Consider the following 17,122-nt stretch of genomic DNA (forward strand, 5'->3'; position numbering starts at 1 on the left):
CGCAAAACTTTAAAATTCAGAGCGTATAACTAGAAACTTACAAGTGCAAACTTTGGTGAAGGGAGAAACACCGCAGCAAAAAGAACAGCAAAAGCGTCTTTAAGTTGCAATGTTTCTTTACCCTTTTCTCTATCTCTTATGATCGGCTAGTAGGATTCTACCAAGTTGTCGCTCATTTTCCATTTTCCCCTCATTGTCTTTATTTTGGAGTAGTAAATCTTCAGTAGGGTATGTTACGCCTTTAGCCCAATGCACCGCCGGATAAAACGGGGTGTTAAGCGCTTTGATGAAATTCAAGGTTAACGCCTAGCTACTCGCATCAATAAAAATAAACCTATAACTAAGAAAATAAAATTAGGCAACCAAGCACCCAAAAAGGGAGAGATAATCCCTGCTTGTCCGATCGCCCCACTAATAAAAAACATTAAATAATAAGTAAAAATGACAATCACACACACCCCAAAACTTGTACCTCTACCAGTACGTTGAGGTACGGTTCCCATTGCTGCGCCTACTAAGCCAAAAACTAAACAGACAAACGGTAAAGCAATTTTCTGTTGAATTCTCACTTGCAGCTTGCGGATTTTTTGGCGATCGCCTCCCAATTTTTCTACTGTTAACTGTTCTAATGATTCCGAAATATTCATCTCACCGTAGTCGCGGCTTTTTTCTACCAGACTCAGTGGTGTGCGGGGTAGTTTGAGTTGTTGCTGCTCAAATCTTAAAATATTGCGATAAGAACCATTGGGAGCAACTAAATAAATCGTTCCATTGTAAAAATCCCAGACACTTTGCGAACCATTCCATTGCGCCGATTCTGCCACAACAACCTGATTCAGCCCTTCTGTAGATCTATCAATAATTGTTAAACCTTTCATGCGTTTACCATCAAACTGGTCTGCATAAAATAAGCGTGCCAGTATCTTGCTTTTTGTGCCATCTTTCTCTTGGAAATCGCGGTATTCTGGATAAAAAATATTTTGCTGTTTTAAAATTGGTTTGTCTGATTTCAGGGCGCTGTCTAGAATTCGATTTGCTTGATAATTAGCAGTTGGTGTAACTTGTTCGTTAAAGACAAATGTCATACCGGTGACTACCAAACTTAACATCACAGCAGGTAGAACCATCCGATAGACACTCACCCCACAACCACGGAGGGCAATTAGTTCACTCTCGCTGGAAAGACGGCTGTAAGTCATCAAAGTGGCTAACAGCGTGGACATGGGAAAAGCTAACACAATAAAATATGGCATCTTTAACAAGAAAACTTGAATAGCGATGCCTACAGGTAGACCAGATTCAACAATTTTTCTGATGAGATCAAATACCGCATCAATTGTCACACCAATTGAAGAAAATGCCCCAACCCCAAACAAAAATGGTGGGAGCAATTCACTGAGCAAATAACGATCCATAATCGTAAATGGCAGCAGTGAATTAATACTATAAAAAGACTTCTGATTTGTGGCAATCATAAGCAAACAAAATTTGATGGGTCAACCTGGTTAATTCGTAATTTATGAATTTAAATATTTAAATGTGAAAATTATCCCCTAAATAGTATTGCCTTACTAAAGGATTGCTGTAAAGTTCGTCTGATGTGCCAGCCGCGAGAATTTGTCCTTCACGCATAATATAGGCGCGGTCAGTAATGGCTAGAGTTTCACGCACATTATGATCTGTAATTAAGATTCCCATACCGCGATCGCGCAGTTTTGCTACAATTTCTTGAATTTCCGCCACTGCAATAGGATCAACCCCGGCAAATGGTTCATCTAACAATAAGAATTTTGGCCCTTCTTGTCCAGCAGCTAAAGCCCTGGCTAATTCCGTCCGCCTTCGTTCACCACCAGAAAGTTGAATCCCTTTACTGTGAGCTACTTTTTCTAAACGAAATTCTCGTAGCAAAGTATGTAATCGCTTCGACCACTCCCGTTTGGGGACATTTGTTTGCTCTAAGACCAAAAGTATATTATCTTGCACACTTAGTTGGCGAAATATACTTGCTTCTTGGGCTAAATAGCCAATACCCAAACGCGCCCTTTTGTGCATTGCTACACCAGTAATATCTTGAGTGTCTAACCAAACGCGCCCTTGATTTGGTCTTTCTAAACCTGTCGCAATGTAAAAGGTCGTGGTTTTACCAGCACCATTGGGGCCTAATAAACCAACGACCTCACCTTGAATAACGGAAAGATTGACGCGATTGACAATGGCTCGTTTGCCGTAAGATTTGTGAATATTCTCTAAAACAATTTTCACTATCTGCGTTTATTGATACTAAGTAAGTTGACCTGCATAATTATGATTGTGAGGATAAGCTAGAAGATTATTCTCAGCAGTTCTACTTAAATATTAATTGGCAGGCTTAAAATTTGGTGTTTTGGGGGCTGGTGTAGTGTTTTGTCCACCTATTTCTGAGTCTTCCACCATATAAATCGACTCTACCTGACGATTGCCTTGGGGTAAAGCTACAAACCTTCCTTCATCAATTAAATACGTCACTTTCTCAGCGCGAATACTATTGCCGCCTTGTTGCAAAATATAGACATTGCCACTGAAATCTATGCGACGTTCTTTGCTAAAATATTGAGCCTGAGCCGAAGTTGCTTGGATTTGCCGCGCTGGATATAACATTTGCACATTACCACGAGCAGTGATAATTTGACTTTTAGCGTCATATTCTTGGATATCAGAACGGATGGTTAAAGGGCGATTACCCGCAGCCGATTGCGCCGTTGCTGTTTGCGTTTGGCTAGGAAAGGTCAACGCGCCCAAGAGTGCGGTTGGTAGTACCAAGGCTAGACCAAAGCGTCGTATTTGTGATGTTAGCAGTTGATTGCAGGGCTTCATAGAAATTTGGGGTTCAGGATTTCCGATTGTATACTCATTATCTCAAGTACATTCTCCAGCGATAACCTCTACAATCTGGAATAGCTTGGGATAAGTGATGGCTGAAACACTGACGTTTTGCCTAACGCTGAAGTTTCACGTAAATTTTAAATCATCATCGTCTGATGCTGATTTTGGACACAAGCGATCGCTCTTTGTATCGGGATGTTATCATGACTTAGGAACATATTCGCATTTCTCAATACCTGGAGAGGTGGCAGAGTGGTTGAATGCGGCGCACTCGAAATGCTAATTTTGATACATTCTAACATTTCAGTATAAGACTTCTAGCCAGTTAAATAAAGGGCATCACCTTAGATTAGACGTTTTGATGTCTGAGGTGAAAACCGTAATGTTACTTAGGGCCAAAAAGGGTAGTGTAACTATAAATGCTAAATCCGGTAAGCTTCGTATTGTCTTACCACGTAACATTGGCGACGGGAAACAGCATTACATTTACACAGGTTTTGACGACACAGTTAAGAACCGTAAAAAGGTTCAAATGGTTGCATTGCAGATTGAGACAGACATCGAAGATAACTGTCTTGATTGCACTTTAGACAAATATCGAACGATGCTGGGGGTTTTTAGAGGACAGCAACGACTACAAATTATTCCTAAAGCACCTAACCTAAAGCAGTTGTGGGCTAAATACTGCGAGTTTAAACAGCCTCAAGTCTCTGCATCAACCTTCAATCAGGATTTTTTGGGAAGTTACGCCAAAGCCATAAATAATTTACCTACCAATGAAATCAAGGATGCGATCGCAATCAGAGATCATTTAATCCAAACTTACCCGCCATACACAGCGAAGCGATATCTTACTCAATTTAATGCTTGCTGTAAGTGGGCCGTTAAATCAAAATTAACCGCCAGCAATCCATTTGATGGATTGACTGTTGACATCAAGGTTAAGCGTTGGGACACAAGCAAAATTGACCCCTTCACCCTGGCAGAGCGTGATGCTATCATTCAGGCTTTTGAACAACATCCTCTCTATATCGGCTATACCAATTTTGTCAGGTTTTTATTTTTTACTGGTTGCCGCATTGGGGAAGCGATCGCTTTGCAATGGAAACACATCAATATTGATTGCACAGAAATTTACTTTTGCGAGTCTTATAGTTTTCACGGGCGCAAGGAAACCAAGACGGGGGTAAATCGTAAGTTCCCTTGCAACGAACAATTACGGGCTTTTTTACTCTCTGCCAGGGAACATAGCCCTACCCCAGAGAAACTTGTATTCCCGGCTCTTGGTGGCGGAGAGATTAAGGCTAACAGTTTCACGGGCGTTGTTTGGCGCGGCGGAGTAAGTCACGGTGTGAAAACTCCGGGCATTGTCACCCAACTCGTTACAGAAGGTAAGGTTTCAAGATACCGCCCCGTCTATAACACTCGGCATACTTTTATCAGTTTATGTCTGGAGCGCGGCGTTAGTGTTCAGAGGATTGCTCGGTGGGTTGGTAACAGCCCAGAGGTTATTTACAAGCATTACGCCGGGGTTTTAGGGGATGCTACAGTTCCAGAACTTTAATTTAAGGATTTAAGAGAAATATTTTACGCACGTAAAAAAATAACCTTCCTTAATTTAAGGATTTAAGAGAAATATTTTACGTACGTAAAAAAATAATTTTCCTTAATTTAAAGTATAAAAATAAACTTATATTTTAACTCTAAGGATTCTTTAGGCTATTTAAGTCTATTTTAGGCTAAAACTTAAAAATCAGTCATAGACCGCATTTGACGGCGTAATTACCACACACAATCTAGTTTTTTTGTGCTATATTTTTAAGTAGCTACTGAGTTCTTGATATTACATCAATGGATAACAAAAGAGACACTGTAATTAGATTGCGCGTTAATCCAAATGAACGCCAAATAGTTCAGCAAGCTGCCCAGGCTAAAGGAATAACAATTAGTGATTTAGTCCGGCAAAACGTTGGACTGCCAATGTTGGGAAAAATAAACGCTAGTTAGGAATTTTTCGTAGAAACAAAAATAAAGCTTTCTAGTACCACCTAGAAAGCTTTATATCAAGTTTCTTTTTTTTAAACTCACCTAATCAACACTTGCTTTGGAGATGGCTTCTGTTGACGGAAAGTTCACTTATAACAACGCCATGACGGCGTAATTTATCTATGAATTATCGTATCGAAAAAAATAACGAACTGCAACCATCTTCTTACTTTAATTTTAACACAGTCTCAACGTTAGACAGTGTAAAGATTTCAGTTCATCCAACGATACAGCAATTATTTGCCCTTGGTTACGAAGTTGGCGATCGCGTAGTTGGAAGAAATCTGTGCGTCCACAAAGATAAGAGAAGAAATAAAGATTGGTCTGGGACGCTAACGAAAAATAATATCGTTATTCAAGAATACGTTTGGAAGTTCCACAAGATAGTCTTAAACGACGAAATTCACGAAGATGGCTTGAGTTGGCTCGAAGAACAGAACCACGGTGAAAGACAAATCTACTTTAACGTTAACGGTGGACGAACAACAAACGAAGTAGGTGGATGGCGCTCCTTATTTTTTGAGGAAGATGACGGAACTTTTCAAGAACAACAAGCCAAAATTGACGCTATTCCTATTCCTCCGTCGGTTCAAGTGCGTACTAGAAAATCAAAACATACTTACTTTAGCGTTTGGGCTGATGAGACAGAAAATATCGAGGATTGGTCAGCAAATCAGGAATTAATAGCTTATTACATGGGGTCTGATCCATCTTTGAAAGATGCCCCGCGTCCCATGCGTTTAGCTGGGTTTGATCACGTTAAAGTAGTCAATGGAGAGGTTGAGTATGTTCCTTGTGTCCTTGAAGTTTGCGCCCTTAATAGGTTTTACTCTGTTGCGGACGTTTTAGAGGCTTTTGAGTCCTACGCCAAAAATAACGGAATTAAGCCTTTTAGTAAAGAAAGATTTAAGGGCTACCAATACGTCAACAGTAAATTACGACAAAAAGAGACGGGGCATATTTATGACCATCCGTCATTTGATAAAGGCTTCTTTAGAATTTGTGAAGATTCGGAAGTTACTAATCATTTAGCTAGATGCAAACGTTGGGCCGGGCTTTGTGAGAAGCGTTATAAAGGTGAAGATTGCGCTGACCCTGAAACCGCCTGGACAGAAGAAGTTAATAGAGTCAAAGAAAAGGTTAAAGCTGAATACGGTGAAAAATTAATTCCAGCTAAGACAGATAACTGCACCCCAGTGTTATTATCCTTAGCCGGAAAATATCTTGAGGGCTTTAATTACAATGGACGCGCCGAGTATGCTACCGCTAAGTGTCCAGTTCATGGTGGAACTTCAATCGATAGTTTGCACATTCATAGAACAAGTGGGAATTTCGTTTGTCATAGTGGATGCGATAAACACGAAATTGAAAAAAAAATAAGAGATTTAGCTAAGGATTCTGGTGATGAGCGGTGGAATTGGCAATTCTGGAACGGTCAAGAGTCTATCATTAGTGAGCGAAATGACTTTGAACCAATAAACCTCAATAAATTAACAATCCGTCCGGGATGGCATCACATTACTGATTGTTCAATAAAAAAACCTTGGGGTTTGATTTACGATTCAAGGATTTTAGAAAAAATCCCCTCCGAAGCAATTCTTATTCTTAAAGCTCCGATGGGCGCGGGTAAAACAGAGCTTGTTAATGTTTTAATTAACGAAATATACCGCAATTCTAGAGTTGTTAGTATTACTCCCACAATCGCACTAAATGAAGTATTAGGAAATAGACTCAAAATCGAAACAAGAAATGAGATGGAAAGTTTAGGAGTTAACCCTGCTTTTAGTTCTAGAATTGGCGTTGTATGTCCTTCTCTATATAAATTATTAGGACGTTCTTATAACGGGCATAGCATTGCGTTGTTTGACGAAAATAGACAATCGTCACAGTTTCTATTTCAATCTAAAGAATGTGATACTAATTATTCACCGCGATCGCAAAGTATAAGGGCATTAAATGAAGTCTGCAAAAACTCAGATATTATCGTCGTTAGCGATGCTTATATCACTGATGTTGAGGTTGATTACGTTACTAATTTGCGCCCTGATTTACCAGTTTACGTCCTGGAAATTCCTACTTACGCACGGGAGAGAGAAATTTGGGAAATTACGGACGAAGCTAAAATTTATGAGTTAATTGACCAATTATTATCTGAAGGGCAAAGTTTAATTATTCCGTGCGATTCTCAAAAAACTGGTGAGGCTCTCGATGAAGTTTATAACACTAAATCAATTGAGGAGCGATATCGAGAGAAAGGTTTTAAAGCTTTCCGTCTTGACTGCGAAACTAAGGAAGGAAGAGAGCAAAAGTTGTTTTTAAATAATCCAACCGAATACGTTAAGGCGCATCCAGAAATAAGGTTGTTTATCTACAGCCCTACGTTAGGGTCAGGAGCTTCTATCGAAGATGGACATTTTGATGCAATGGTAGCGATAAATACCCATCTACCATCTACCGATTTTATGCAACAGACGGGGAGATATAGACCAGCTATTCCCCTTTACTATTGGGCTAGTGGCGACAAGCCGAATAAAAACAATTGGTCTAAATCCTTCTATCCGTCAAGTCACAAAAAAGCTTTTTTTGATAGCGTTGACCGACTCAAGGAAATGTTGGCAAAGAAAATGTTGGAAATTGCATTAGCAGAAACTCCTGGGAATGACTTAATTTCGGCAACCGATAAACTATCACAGATGGCGCGGGAAGGCATGGAAGGACAAAGCCCTGGATTAGATTTAATCTGTAATCAACGCGCTAGACATAATTATCTAAGTTGCAAGCGCCGGGACAAATTAAGACAACAGTTCTTAAGCGATGGATTCTCTGTTAAATCTTTAGATGCGGAAGACGAAATAATTGACGACACTCCGAAAGAATTAAATAAAAACGCTAAAGATTTAATCATGCAACGAAGGGCGGTTGCTGTAATCAAAGCCCCTTTAATTAGTGAAGCGGAAGGCAAAAAACTCTTAAATAAACGAGTTTTAAAACCAGAAGAACGTGCTAAGGCAGAGAAGTACAAGTTTAATAAAATGCTTCCCGGCTTTTTAGACTCCTTGACCGAAGGTGACGCGATCGAGTTTTACTACAAAAATCTAAAAGACCGGGGGCAGTGGGTAAGCTCTGTTTTTTCGCGGTGGCGCTGGGAGAATAAGGAACTGCTCAAAGCCAAGGATCTTAAAAACTTAGAATTTTTATTACAGTGCTTTAAGGATAGTGGGGTTGACAGCCCTGGCGACTTAGACAAATTGCGATCGCCCTATTTCAAGTTCATTGAAGAAATTGGCTTTTTTAACGAGTTTGCGTTAGGTAGTCAGTTTACACTCGGAAAAGTTATTCAATGGGCTTTTAAGCTCAAATCCGAGGCGGATATAGAGGAATTACTGTCTTATAGCGGACTAAAAGATAAAGATGCGACTAAAGCTCAACGCGATGCGATCGCCAAGAAATTTATTAAGCCCTTACCCGCCAGATATAGACGAGAACTAGAGAAATATTTAGGCATCATTCTCTCTAGCCACCCGAAGACTATTAAGTATCTTACTCGCAGTGTTGGTAATGTCTTGCGTCGGTTTGGGTTTGATTTGTCTCGTGGGGAACGAGCGGGGGGGAATGAACAATTACGAATTTACAAAGTAATGGAGCGGGATAACGTACTACAAAAAAAACTACAGAACCCGCCTAGAAACCATCATTTTTGACGATTTTACAAAAACGGGGGTTTCAAAGGCTGAAAACCTTATGGTTGAGCCAAAAAACCCTGGGCAGATCAAAAACCCCCTGTCTATATACCCCACACATACCATCTACACAGACTTAACGCCTTACACAGAGCGGGTTTCACTCTCAAAAACACCCGATTTTGAACACCCCTTTGTCCCCGTACTACAAAACCCCACAAACCCCCCCTCAGACGCGGCTCTATATCAAGATTTAATGAAACGAGACTCGTTAAAGCGCATAGCGGAGGAATTAAATTTATGCACGTCTGTTTTTGATGTCAGTAAGTTATTTAGGCTGTTTAACAGCTATCCAGTGGATGTAATAAAAGAAGCTATCAACCATGCCCCACGCGAGTCCCAAGAGACAGCTAAGTATTGGGTATCTCGTATGGGGAGGTTTGGTCAATCTTGGCAAATTCTCCCCCCGATCCCGCCAGTTAACTCCTGCCAAGCGGGGGCTGAAATAAACTCCTTATCTTGGTAAAAATTAAAATAAATCCTTAAATCCTTAAATTAAGAATTAACTAATTAAATTAAGGATTTAATTTTAATTAAACGCCCGGACTTAAATTATTTTTTTAATTTAAGTCCCTTAATTTTTAATTTAATTAATTTTTGCATCAATTTTTTTTGATGCGTAAGTAGTACATAAAAAGTTAAGTAGGTATTAAAGTTTGTTTATAATATAGATAGTTACCTTGATGGGACTTAATCAAATAACTAAAATTAAATAAAAATTATGACCGATTTAGTTTTAAATAATAGTATTCCTTGGGAATATCAAAAAGGTATTGACACACCGAAAAGTTGGGAGGCATTCTGTGTTTACCGTGATATGGGTGTCAATCGAACCCTAATGGGGGTATCTAGGGTTCTAAAAAAGCGAATCGAACTTATTAGCCGCTGGAGTAAAAAGGGGAATTGGGGCGATCGCGTCCTTGGTTATGATTTAGAGAATGAAAAAATTAAGCGCGAGGTAAATGAGCGCGAACGCCTTGTGCAACATAGAAATAAAATTATTCAGTACAGGGAAGCGATAGAAGATTTAGGATGGATACAGTTAGACGTTGCATCTAAATGTCTTGATATTTGCAATCGTGCTTTAAAAAAATATCAATCCGAAGATAAAGAATTGAAACCAATTGATGTAAAGGCTTTGTCTAGTGCGGGTGTTAGTGTGGCGGAAATCGGGAGTAGGCTGCTTGCTGAAAGTTTGGGTATTAACAAACTTTTAGATAGCTTAGAGGTTTGGGACATTTCCGAAGATGAAGACGTTATTGATATTGGTGCAAAAACAGTATAAAATATTACTTACATAGCCAACTTTCTTTAAAAAGTCTTTTTAACCCCGAACTCCTACCAACCCAGGCTAATTTACTATGCCGGGGTTTTTTATTTTTAGGCTTAAAATATAAAAAGGAGTTAAATTTTATACTAAGTTTATTATGGAATTACCAAAGTTAGTTGTAGAGTTAGTCGGCGACTACTCCCAACTCTTAGATGATATCAACGAAGCGCGAAAAGAAGCATTAAAGCAAGCCAAATTAATTGAAAGAGATTTTGTAATTCGCCCCAAATTAGCTTTTAACGCCGCAGAAATAAGAACAACGACTCAAGGTATTTCCCAAACATTTCAAGAATCTCTAAAGTCCCAGAAAATAGATATTACGCCAGCATTAACATTTAATCAAAATACTGTTCGTAACCTGGGACGACAAGTATCACAAGGTTTAGCACAGGGCATTAATTCAGAGGCGAGGGGAGTAAAAAAAGCGTCTAGTGATTTAGCAGGATTAACTATTGACGAAACTAAGCGGAAGTTAAAAATTAAATCCCCTTCTCAAGAGTTTCGAGATATTGGTAAAAGTATTGTTGACGGACTGACGCAAGGGCTTGGTATCGGGGGAGCGTTAACCCTTACGGGGGCTATTTCTGGGTTAATTACTGGAATAATTAACGCCGCCCGTTCGACTGTCCAAACTGGACTTAATTTCACAGGCGACTCAATTAATAAATTTAGTGACTTAAGAGCTTTTGAAGCTCAATTAAAACTTATCGAAGGTTCCGAAAACTCCCTTAAATTTGTTAGGGGAGAAAGCGATCGCCTAAGCCTATCATTAACGAAAGCACGGCAAGGGTATGTAGGTTTAGCGGCCGCTGCTAGAGGCACTAAATTACAGGACGACGTTAAAGATATATTTTCGTCCTTATCTACTGCTACAAGAGTTTATAACCTCTCTAATGAACAATACCAAGGTGCATTATTAGCAAATCAGCAAATAATTAGTAAAAACAAAGTCAGTTCCGAAGAATTGGTTCAACAACTTGGCGAACGTTTACCGGGGGCTGTTCAAGTCGCTGCCAGGGCTTTAGGTATAACAACCGCCCAACTAGATAAAATCCTTAGTACGGGTCAGTTAACAGCTAACGTATTTCTCCCCCGTTTCGCTGCCCAACTTAAAAAAGAATTGGGCGCGGGAGTTCAAGAAGCTTCTAATAACTCAACAGCATCATTAACGCGACTACAAAACCAAGTCATATCCTTGCAGGAATCACTGGGACAGTCAATTGAGCCTGGGGTAATTGCTGGACTTAATTTTATTCAGCAAGTTTTGACAGACTTAAATCAAGCAGGTTTATTTAATGAATTAAATAAGGGAGCTTTAGATTTTAGCGAATATTTAAAACAAAATCCCCAAATAGCAAAAGAGACTGCTAAGGCGATCGCAGAATTAGCGAAGGATTCCATTAAACTAGCAGCGGAAGGGGCGAAATTTTTACTGGATTATTTAAAAGAAAATCCCGATATCATACGCAAGTCTGCGGATGCGATGAGTAGTTTTACTAGTGGTATTAAAGGCGCAGTAATATCAGCTAAAGAATTAATTCAGCCACTAAAAGATGCTTTTGACTTCTTAGTTGGAGTAGAAAGTAAGCTGAAAAATTCTCTAAAGAGCGTAGCTCAAGATACTCAAAAAAATACCCCCACCGTAACTAACATTGACCAAGTATCACCAGTGTTACGCCCATTTGTAGGCATTTCTCAAGCACTAGGTTTAAATAAAGAAATTGCCCATAGCCCTATCAGGGGCGTTAACTTTGAACAACTTCTAAAGTATGTTCCTACACGGCAGCAAGGATTTTATGGAGTAAGAGACGGTGGCAGGAGGCAGCATTCAAAAGTTGATTTTGATTCTAGGGTAGGTGCTGGTGAAGGTGCGATCGCCCAAGCTATATATGGAGGTCAAGCAACCTATAGACCATTTACTAATACTAGTGCCGGGGTTTTTGTAAAAACTCTTGACCAACAAGGGCGGGAAATTGTTGTCGAGTACGGACATTTGAAACTTAACGATGTACGTCAACTCTTTGGTAACAGGAACCAAATAAAAATAAATCCAGGTCAAGCTTTAGGTCGAGTTACTAAAGATGCTCTTAGTTCTGGCCCACATTTAGACTTTGGAATTAGAGTTAACGGGCAATATGTTGACCCTCAAAAGTATTTGCGTGAACTTGTTAATGGAACTAGAAATTTACAAAAGTCTGCAATTGCACAAGCGCAAACTTACGGGCCGCCTTTGCCAACTTCTCAGCAATTAGCGCAAATAGCCCAATATAAAAAAGCGATCGCTAGTTATTACGGGCGGTCAGATGGTTTTCACGGGAAGCCTACAGCCAGCGGCGCAATCTTTAATGCTGATGCTTTTACGGTCGCTCATAAAACCTTACCCTTTGGCACTAAAGTAGAATTTCGCAATCCTCAAACTGGTGTAACTGCCATTGGTACTATTAACGACCGTGGCCCATTCATTAAAGGCAGAGAGTTTGATTTAAGCGAGGCGTTAGCCCGTAAGCTAGGAACGCTAAACTCAAACTTAACTAAGCCAAATGTTGAATACAGAATTATCACTTCATCGGTTTCCCAAAATTTAACTAATTCGCCAAAATCCTCAGTTTCCCCACAACAGCAACCCCCAGAGATTAGAGCAATTTTACAGGGACAACAAGAACGCGATCGCGTTGCTAGAAGGAATGCCTTAAGACAAACTCAAGACCAAATACAAGTAGCGGTAAGAAACGCCCGTGATGCTTCTCAAAACACTAATTTATCCCCCACTCAAGACGAAAGAAATACCCGTCAAGCACAACAGCGACTACAGCAAATTGATGACCAAATTACTGGTTTACAGCGTCAGAAAGAAGATGCTCAATCAAGAATTACAATTAACCAAAATCAAATTAGTAGCGGAAGTTTAACACCGGATGTAGTTAGTGAATTAAATAATCAAATTAAGTTAGATACTAGCTTAGTTAAGGAATTAGATAATTCTTTGTCTAGCTTAAGAGACTCAAGGCGAAAAACATCCGAGGAATACGCTAAATTTAACGCTAAAGATAAGGATTTTCGCCAATCTCAGGAAGATTTACGAATATTCCAAAGTAATAATGAAGTTTTAAACACTAGAATTGCTAATTTAAGAGAATACGCTAAACTTAATCCTTATTCTCAAGAGTTAGAAGCCTTACCAGGGTTGGAAAAAGAATTAGCTCTAAATCAACAACAAATAAAAGTAGGGCAAGACTTACTTAATTTAGAAAGTGCTAAAGATAAAAACGAAATAACACAAACTGAGTTTTTAGCCAGACTTAATGCCATTAAAAAATTAAATGAAGAAGAATTAAAAACAATAGACCAGCGTTATAAGCTGGCAAGAGCTAATGAATTTCTACGTCAGGGACAAATAAAGCTTGACGAAGTAATTAGGGGTAATAATGGCAAGATTGAACGGTTAAGACTTGGTACTGAATTATTAAATTATGGTATTGGTAATGGCGATCGCATACAGATGTTGCGTGATGCAGATTTAGTCGAGAATCGAAGCAACTACCTTCAGCAACGCCAACAACTTCAAGAAAGAGCGTTATTAGAGAACTTACCAAGCGAACAAATTAAGGGCGCGAGGTTAAGATTACTTTTACGGTATAACGAGCGCAACCAGTTAACTAATGCCCAATCTAAACGTAGTACTGATGATTTAAACTTTAATAGTTCTGGTAGAGTTAATGAGTCTTCGCAGAGGTTAATTAGCGGTCGCGCTGAGTATTTAGGGTTGTTTGGCATAGATAGTAAGAAGTTACAACGCCAAGCAGCTATTTTTTCTCAAAAAATAGACTTTAGAAACCAGATTAGAGATTTAGAAAGACTGAGAGATAGCGGCGAAATTACAGCCGATGCTTTTAGCCAAGTTAAGGCTAATTTAACAAGTTTAAATGAAATTAAGTTAGACGGTATTAACGCTCAGTTTAATGATTTCACCGAAGTAATTAAGGGCGTAAAAGCGGATACTGAAGGAGTATTTAAGGATTTTATCTTAGGGACTAAAACCCTTGGTGAATCTCTTACAGGTATTTTCCAATCCATCCTTAATAACTTAGCTAATCTTGCTGCTCAAATGTTAACGGATCAACTATTTGGCTCAATCTTTGGGCGTGGTAGAACCCCTGACTTTAATCCCAGTGGGGGGGGGTTTAACTTACTGGGGGGGTTAGTTGTTGACGCTGGTAACATTGCAGATTTAGTCAGAGGTAGTGAGTTTTATGACTTTTCTATCCCTGCTTTCGCCAAAGGGGGCATGGTTGGAGATATTGCTAGAGGGTTAAATAAGGAAAGGGCAATGTCTGGTTTCAAACCCCACTTAATTATTGCTAATGAGGGTGAGAGAGTTTTAACGCCTGAGCAAACCAAACTTTGGGAGAAATTAAATCAAGCCAATGTTCCAACTTTTTCTTCAGGTGGGGTTATTGGTGGGGGCGATCGCCTAGGAACGGTCAACACTTTAAATAAGGGCGATGTCTTTCAAGTTTTGCCAGTAATTCAAGTCGGAGGCGGAAGCTCCAAAGATTATGACTTGCCACGGTTTGAGAAAGTCTTAGAGGCAAAAATTCAGCAAGTTATTAGGGATGAACGCCGTCCGGGCGGGGCGCTGGGAAGAGGTGGGCTGTATGATAGGTGACATTTAAGTATGATTATTTTTCAATAAATCCTGGACAGAAGGAAATTATACTATTGGCGATAACTGAAACGTAATATTCCCTTAATTGTTCTTGGGTAAAAAACTTGTTCTTTCTAGAGTTTATCGCCCTATCAATCCTGTCGCCAATTAATTGATTAAAGCCTGTCCCCTGGTATAGTTCTAGACAAACTTCCATCCCGGCAATAACTTTAAATTCATCCTTAAAATTAACAATAGGATTATTCTGTTTCCTCAAATCTGCGTTTAATAACTCTAGGTAACTATCCGGGGAAATTCCCGCATTTACTTGCTGAGGGAAAAATAAGGATAATGAAATTAAAGTGCCAATATATTTTTTCATAAAAGATAATTTAAACAACTTAATTTTTATGCCAAATATTTATCCATCTCCGCCACAATCTTTTGTATTGGGCTGGGAAAACGAAGTTACTTTAGAACAAGTCCCCGTAATTGATCGGCGCAACGGTGGAGTAGAGTTGCGGGGAAATGCCTTTCAAATAAATACAGCAAGGGAAACACAACAAGTAAGCGTGAATATTACAGGATTAAACGCTTACCTGGAGATTACAGATTTTTTAACCCAACGTCAAGGTAGTCCTTTTATCTTTAACAGCAAAATATGGGAAGTAAAAGAGTGGTCTTGGAGCTATCTTGGTGGAAGCGGTGTTAGAATACTATATAGTTATTAAACTATATACTTAAACTTTATTTACCCTAATCTTAAATTGGCTGCTTTTCAACTAGCCACAAAAAACTTGGTCATTTCCGATTACGTTTTAGCTTTGATTAAATTACCCCCGCTTAAGCGAGGGTAATTTTTTGGCTAAATTAAACTCGGAATGAGTATGGTTAAGGCTATTTCTTAAATTGAGTAAGAAAAAAGTAAGAAATAGTAGAGCTTGTGAGTTCAAAACTTAGGCATAGCAAAGATTTTAAGAGCCATTACTGAGCAAATGTCTTGCTCGGTCGAGGTTTGCATAGAGGTTCTAATGATTCTTACAAATCTGAAATAAGCATAAATCTATGATTTAAGTTTTATGTATTTGTAACAAAAACTACAAAAATCCATATTTTTGAGCATTGTAGTTTTTTATAAAAAAAAGACCTGTAAGGCAGGTGATGTCTTGGCTTTAATTTTAGGTTCGTTGACTCTCGCCATCATCGACCAAATACACGCCCTAACTTTGCTGACCTAGCGAAAATTACGTTAGTGCTTATTTAGGATTCAAGGGAGGGCAAAGATAGTTGATAGAAGTTCATGCGTCTCGTGCGATGCCCCGACAGATGTAATCATATTGGATTTAATCCTATATTGAATGCCTTTGAAAAATCTTCAAAGGCATTTTGTATATCGCCTATTTTTAAACGAATAAGTCCTCGGTTATAGTATGCAGAAGAAATATTATTAGTGTTAAGTCTGATAGCTTCAGTGTAGTTAAAGATTGCGCCTTGCTGGTCGCCTATATCATTAAGAACTACAGCCAGTTTAAAATAGGTATCTGCATAATTAGGAAAAAACTTTAGAGCTTCATGGTAGTCTGAAATTGCCATTTCTTTATATCCAAGTTGATAATAAGCATTGCCTCGACGATAATAAACCAAATAAATCAAATCCCAGGTATGATAAGAGTTAATTACTTCAGTGTAACCATCAATTGATAGGGAAAAATATCCCAAATTGTAATACGCATCAGAACATCTAACAAGAGACCAAACCAAATAAGGATGTATTTGTAAAGCTTTTTTGTAATTAAATATTGCACTTTCAAAGTTTTTTCTATTAAAGTAATTTTCACCAAGCTCGTGATAGTATTCAGGCTTTAATAGTGTTTCTAAATAACTGCGTAGACCTCCACAATATAATAGTTCATGTATTCCGCATGAATATTGCTTACAGTTTATTTCAATTAAATCAGTAGGTAAAAACCCCGCAAAAATAAAATTGTATTCGGTTTTCCTTTCGTCTATATCTTCTAAAGACAATATACAAACTAGCACAGCATTTTTTTTAATTTCTTCTTCTTTAAAAAACCATCGAACTGTGTCAATTTCATCACAACGAGTCTTGACTTGAATACCAATATTTGAGTTAGCAGTTAGAGTAAAATCAACTCCTCCATCTCCGTAAATGTATGTTTCATAGTCTATTTTAGTAATAAAGTTAGTTAAGCGATTTTTTAAAACTTCTTCGCCAACTTTCCCTTTAAAATGGCTCTTGAAAAGATGATGAATATTTGAAGTTTCTTTAAACTTTTCAGCCATTCGCCAAGAAAATTTTTCTAATTCTTTTAATCTTTCGCCTCTAATAATCGTTAATTCACTATGCTGCCCTTCTACCTCACAATGGAGTAAATGTTTTGTTTTTAGCCTTTGAATAAAGTCTAATTGCTGTGCGCGTAGGGATATAGTCCACTCCATAATGTCTTTTTAAGAGTTTGATTCAGGTTATAAAAATAA

At 38.6% G+C, this 17,122-nt stretch carries 12 protein-coding genes; 7 read left to right on the forward strand and 5 right to left on the reverse strand.

Going from position 1 to position 17,122, the window contains the following annotated elements; all coding sequences use genetic code 11:
- Positions 1–299: 299 nt before the first annotated feature.
- From NOS7107_RS24580 to NOS7107_RS24590, 3 genes are all read right to left on the reverse strand, one after another.
- Positions 300–1,415: an LptF/LptG family permease gene (locus NOS7107_RS24580; protein ID WP_044500313.1), complete on the reverse strand. Its 1,116-nt coding sequence runs from the start codon at positions 1,413–1,415 to the stop codon at positions 300–302.
- 118 nt (positions 1,416–1,533) lie between these two features.
- On the reverse strand, positions 1,534–2,262 hold the full coding sequence (gene lptB / locus NOS7107_RS24585; protein ID WP_015115644.1) for an LPS export ABC transporter ATP-binding protein: 729 nt from the start codon (positions 2,260–2,262) through the stop codon (positions 1,534–1,536).
- A gap of 93 nt (positions 2,263–2,355) precedes the next feature.
- Entirely contained in the window at positions 2,356–2,853 is a 498-nt protein-coding gene (locus tag NOS7107_RS24590; RefSeq protein WP_015115645.1) for an LptA/OstA family protein, read from the reverse strand.
- A 391-nt stretch (positions 2,854–3,244) separates the two neighbouring features.
- Between NOS7107_RS24590 and xerC the strand changes: the two genes are divergently transcribed.
- The 6 genes from xerC to NOS7107_RS24615 all read left to right on the forward strand — a co-directional run bounded on the left by xerC (position 3,245) and on the right by NOS7107_RS24615 (position 14,644).
- Positions 3,245–4,426, forward strand: a complete 1,182-nt coding sequence (gene xerC / locus NOS7107_RS24595; RefSeq protein ID WP_015115646.1) for a tyrosine recombinase XerC — start codon at positions 3,245–3,247, stop codon at positions 4,424–4,426.
- Between the two features lie 287 nt (positions 4,427–4,713).
- Positions 4,714–4,869 carry a hypothetical protein gene (locus NOS7107_RS28820; protein ID WP_015115647.1) on the forward strand — a complete coding sequence of 52 codons (156 nt, stop codon included), beginning with the start codon at positions 4,714–4,716 and terminating at the stop codon, positions 4,867–4,869.
- 161 nt (positions 4,870–5,030) lie between these two features.
- Positions 5,031–8,609 carry a hypothetical protein gene (locus tag NOS7107_RS24600; RefSeq protein WP_015115648.1) on the forward strand — a complete coding sequence of 1,193 codons (3,579 nt, stop codon included), beginning with the start codon at positions 5,031–5,033 and terminating at the stop codon, positions 8,607–8,609.
- 40 nt (positions 8,610–8,649) lie between these two features.
- Positions 8,650–9,114: a hypothetical protein gene (locus NOS7107_RS24605; RefSeq protein WP_015115649.1), complete on the forward strand. Its 465-nt coding sequence runs from the start codon at positions 8,650–8,652 to the stop codon at positions 9,112–9,114.
- A 255-nt stretch (positions 9,115–9,369) separates the two neighbouring features.
- Positions 9,370–9,933, forward strand: a complete 564-nt coding sequence (locus tag NOS7107_RS24610) for a hypothetical protein (protein ID WP_015115650.1) — start codon at positions 9,370–9,372, stop codon at positions 9,931–9,933.
- 142 nt (positions 9,934–10,075) lie between these two features.
- A complete protein-coding gene (locus NOS7107_RS24615; RefSeq protein ID WP_015115651.1) occupies positions 10,076–14,644 on the forward strand; it encodes a septal ring lytic transglycosylase RlpA family protein in 4,569 nt (1,522 codons plus the stop codon).
- A gap of 13 nt (positions 14,645–14,657) precedes the next feature.
- On the opposite strand, the gene NOS7107_RS24620 is transcribed toward NOS7107_RS24615, so the two are convergent.
- The gene (locus NOS7107_RS24620) at positions 14,658–15,005 is read right to left on the reverse strand and encodes a hypothetical protein (RefSeq protein WP_015115652.1); all 348 of its coding nucleotides are present in this window, start codon (positions 15,003–15,005) and stop codon (positions 14,658–14,660) included.
- 28 nt (positions 15,006–15,033) lie between these two features.
- On the opposite strand from NOS7107_RS24620, the gene NOS7107_RS24625 reads away from it, so the two are divergent.
- Positions 15,034–15,354 (forward strand): hypothetical protein, encoded by a 321-nt coding sequence (locus NOS7107_RS24625; protein WP_015115653.1) that lies wholly within the window; start codon positions 15,034–15,036, stop codon positions 15,352–15,354.
- Between the two features lie 601 nt (positions 15,355–15,955).
- Here NOS7107_RS24625 and NOS7107_RS24630 read toward each other — a convergent pair.
- Positions 15,956–17,083 carry a tetratricopeptide repeat protein gene (locus tag NOS7107_RS24630; protein WP_015115654.1) on the reverse strand — a complete coding sequence of 376 codons (1,128 nt, stop codon included), beginning with the start codon at positions 17,081–17,083 and terminating at the stop codon, positions 15,956–15,958.
- Positions 17,084–17,122: the final 39 nt, after the last annotated feature.

The organism is Nostoc sp. PCC 7107 (genome assembly GCF_000316625.1).
GTDB lineage: Bacteria > Cyanobacteriota > Cyanobacteriia > Cyanobacteriales > Nostocaceae > Nostoc_B.

Excerpts from the sequence above, each read along its gene's own strand:
- NOS7107_RS24580 (WP_044500313.1), bottom strand. The coding sequence starts at position 1,415 with ATGGATCGTTATTTGCTCAGTGAATTGCTCCCACCATTTTTGTTTGGG.
- NOS7107_RS24590 (WP_015115645.1), bottom strand. The coding sequence starts at position 2,853 with ATGAAGCCCTGCAATCAACTGCTAACATCACAAATACGACGCTTTGGT.
- xerC (WP_015115646.1), top strand. The coding sequence starts at position 3,245 with ATGTTACTTAGGGCCAAAAAGGGTAGTGTAACTATAAATGCTAAATCC.
- NOS7107_RS28820 (WP_015115647.1), top strand. The coding sequence starts at position 4,714 with ATGGATAACAAAAGAGACACTGTAATTAGATTGCGCGTTAATCCAAAT.
- NOS7107_RS24600 (WP_015115648.1), top strand. The coding sequence starts at position 5,031 with ATGAATTATCGTATCGAAAAAAATAACGAACTGCAACCATCTTCTTAC.
- NOS7107_RS24605 (WP_015115649.1), top strand. The coding sequence starts at position 8,650 with ATGGTTGAGCCAAAAAACCCTGGGCAGATCAAAAACCCCCTGTCTATA.
- NOS7107_RS24610 (WP_015115650.1), top strand. The coding sequence starts at position 9,370 with ATGACCGATTTAGTTTTAAATAATAGTATTCCTTGGGAATATCAAAAA.
- NOS7107_RS24615 (WP_015115651.1), top strand. The coding sequence starts at position 10,076 with ATGGAATTACCAAAGTTAGTTGTAGAGTTAGTCGGCGACTACTCCCAA.
- NOS7107_RS24620 (WP_015115652.1), bottom strand. The coding sequence starts at position 15,005 with ATGAAAAAATATATTGGCACTTTAATTTCATTATCCTTATTTTTCCCT.
- NOS7107_RS24625 (WP_015115653.1), top strand. The coding sequence starts at position 15,034 with ATGCCAAATATTTATCCATCTCCGCCACAATCTTTTGTATTGGGCTGG.
- NOS7107_RS24630 (WP_015115654.1), bottom strand. The coding sequence starts at position 17,083 with ATGGAGTGGACTATATCCCTACGCGCACAGCAATTAGACTTTATTCAA.